This is a genomic window from Streptomyces sp. NPDC054770 (genome assembly GCF_053611985.1).
Genome location: NZ_JBSHBL010000187.1, coordinates 1 through 2,683 on the forward strand (window position 1 = coordinate 1; position 2,683 = coordinate 2,683).

The window sequence follows — 2,683 nt, forward strand, 5'->3', positions numbered from 1 at the left end:
GCCGGCATGTACCGCCCACTGGGCGCCGGCGACGTCGACGTCCAGGCCATCGTCACCCACCTCGCCGCCCGCGGCTACGACGGCTGGTACGTCCTCGAACAGGACACCATCCTCACCACGGAACCCAAGGAGAAGGGCCCGGTCGAGGACGTGTGGGCCAGCGCCGAGCACCTGCGCTCGGTACTGCGGGGCGTCGCGTAACGGCATACAGACCACCTCTCCGCCCGGAGCCGGGGGACGCCTGCCGCACGGGCGGTCCCCCCGCTCCGGGCACGCCTCTGCCGGAAATTCTATGATGCTGTTCTGAAGGGTTCCTGAGCATTGACGTCCGTCACAGACCACCCAAGGATTCCGGGACGGTCGGCATCCGGTCTCGGAGTTCCGCTCATTGTGCTGACCCCTTTCGATCGGCTCGGAATCTTTCTGTCTGGTATATCAATGCAGGTAGGAAAGCCCGAAAAGATTAGGAACGCGGGAAATGGTTACTGAGGATCTCCTGGCCACTTGCTGGACCACTGCGGGCGATGCCGACCCCGCCGGGAATGACCAGCGCAGTCCGCTGAGCCTTCGGGAACGGGCGGAAGCGGCAAGTGCCGTCGGGTTCAAGGGTTTCGGGCTGGTGCACGCAGATCTGCTGGTCGCCGAGCGCGAGTACGGACTCGCGGGCATCCGGTCGATCTTCGAGGACAACGGCCTCACCCACATCGAACTGGAGGCCCTGGCCGGCTGGTGGGCCGACGGACCGCGGCGGGCCGCGTCGGACGCCGTCCGACAAGACCTCCTCAGGGGCGCCGAGGCGCTCGGCGCCCACCACCTCAAGATCCACGGCGATGTCGAGGACGGACCGTTGCACCTCGACGTGTGGGCCGAGGAACTCGCCACGCTGGCGGCCCAGGCGGACGCCGTGGGCGCGCGGGTGGGTATCGAGTTCCTGCCCTGGTCCAACGTCAAGACCGTCCACGACGGACTCCGGCTCGTCGAGGCCGCCGGCCACCCGGCGGGCGGCGTCATCATCGACGTCTGGCACACCGAGCGGGCCCACACTCCGCCGGCGGAGCTGGCCGAGGTACCCGTGGCCCGCATCGTGGGCGTGGAGCTCAATGACGCCGACAGTCAGGTCGTCGGCACCCTCTTCGAGGACACCGTGCGGCGGCGCCGCCTGTGCGGAGAGGGGGCCTTCGACCTCCCGGGCATCATCACCGCGCTCCGTACGGCCGGCTGGCACGGTCCGTGGGGAGTGGAGATCCTCTCCGACGCGCACCGCGCGCTGCCGGTGCGGGAGGCCGCCGAGGCGGCCTTCCGCACCGCCGCAGCGCTGCTGGCGTAACCAGAGCAGCAGGGGTGGCAGGGACGAAACCACGGTCGTCCCCGCCACCCCTGCCTCCATGTCTCTGACGCGGATCGGACGTGCGCCACGCCTCACGCCCGTACCAGCAGCTGGAACTCGAACACGTACCGTGCGGCGTGGTAGAGATGCGTGCCGTACTCCACGGCCTGCCCGTCGGCGTCGTACGCCGTACGCCGCATGGTGAGCAACGGTGCACCCGCTGGTTCCCCGAGGTGTTCGCCCTCCTGGGCGGTGGCCGCCCGGGCTCCCACCGTCTGCTGCGCGCTGTGCAAGCTGATGCCGGCCACCCGCAGGAGCCGGTACAGACCCGTGGCCTCCAGCCGCTCCGTGTCGAGGTCCGACAGCAGGCCGGCCGGCAGATAGTTGCACAGCACGGCCACCGGGACACCGCCGACGTTCCGGATCCGCTCCAGCCTGACAACGCTGTCGCCCTCCCTGGTTCCGAGGGCCGCGGCGACCTCGGCGGACGCGGGCACGATCTCATTGCTCAGCACCCGCGTGCTCGGCTCCTGTCCGCTCTCCTCCAGGTCGTCGTAGAGGCTGCTGAGCTCCAGCTGGCGCTTGACCTTGCTGTGCACGACCTGCGTGCCCACGCCCCGACGCCGCACCAGCATGCCCTTCTCGACCAGCGTCTTGATGCCCTGTCGCACGGTCGGCCGGGACAGGCCGATCCGTTCGGCGAGGTCCGCCTCGTTGCCGAGCAGGTCGCCCGGCAGGAGCAGGCCGTGCTCGATGGCCTGCTCCAACTGCCGGGCGAACTGGTAGTACAGCGGCACCGGGCTCTTGCGGTCGAGGTCGAAGTCCAGCAGCGCCGGACCGCCGGCCGCCTTCCGGTCCCTGGCCATGGTCAGTGGTGCGGGGGAAGCCCAGGTCGACGCCCGCGGGCGCGTCCGCCGGGTCGGGCCAGCGGGTGGTGACGACCTTGCCGCGGGTGTAGAAGTGCGTGCCGTCGTTGCCGTAGATGTGGTGGTCGCCGAAGAGCGAGTCCTTCCAGCCGCCGAAGGAGTGGTAGCCGACGGGGACCGGGATCGGGACGTTCACGCCGACCATGCCGGCCTCGATCTCCAGCTGGAAGCGGCGGGCCGCACCGCCGTCCCGGGTGAAGATCGCCGTGCCGTTGCCGAACGGCGAGCTGTTGATGAGGGCCACGCCCTCCTCGTAGGTGTCCACGCGCAGGACGCACAGGACCGGGCCGAAGATCTCGTCCTGGTACGCCTTCGCGGACGTGGGCACCTTGTCGAGCAGCGAGATGCCGATCCAGTGGCCGTCCTCGAAGCCCTCGACCGTGTAGCCGGTGCCGTCGAGCACGACCTCGCAGCCCTCGGCGGCGGCACC

Annotated in this window: 2 protein-coding genes and 2 pseudogenes; 2 read left to right on the forward strand and 2 right to left on the reverse strand. The window is 69.9% G+C overall.

All coding sequences use genetic code 11. From position 1 onward, the window contains the following. Together ACWGKQ_RS52100 and ACWGKQ_RS52105 are read left to right on the forward strand one after the other, a co-directional pair. Positions 1-201: pseudogene (locus ACWGKQ_RS52100) on the forward strand (inosose dehydratase); the annotation flags it as partial. 277 nt (positions 202-478) lie between these two features. Further along, positions 479-1,327 carry a sugar phosphate isomerase/epimerase family protein gene (locus tag ACWGKQ_RS52105; protein ID WP_453299169.1) on the forward strand — a complete coding sequence of 283 codons (849 nt, stop codon included), beginning with the start codon at positions 479-481 and terminating at the stop codon, positions 1,325-1,327. A 92-nt stretch (positions 1,328-1,419) separates the two neighbouring features. On the opposite strand, the gene ACWGKQ_RS52110 is transcribed toward ACWGKQ_RS52105, so the two are convergent. Then, positions 1,420-2,193 carry a GntR family transcriptional regulator gene (locus ACWGKQ_RS52110; RefSeq protein ID WP_453299170.1) on the reverse strand — a complete coding sequence of 258 codons (774 nt, stop codon included), beginning with the start codon at positions 2,191-2,193 and terminating at the stop codon, positions 1,420-1,422. A 10-nt stretch (positions 2,194-2,203) separates the two neighbouring features. After that, positions 2,204-2,683: pseudogene (locus tag ACWGKQ_RS52115) on the reverse strand (aldehyde dehydrogenase family protein); the annotation flags it as partial.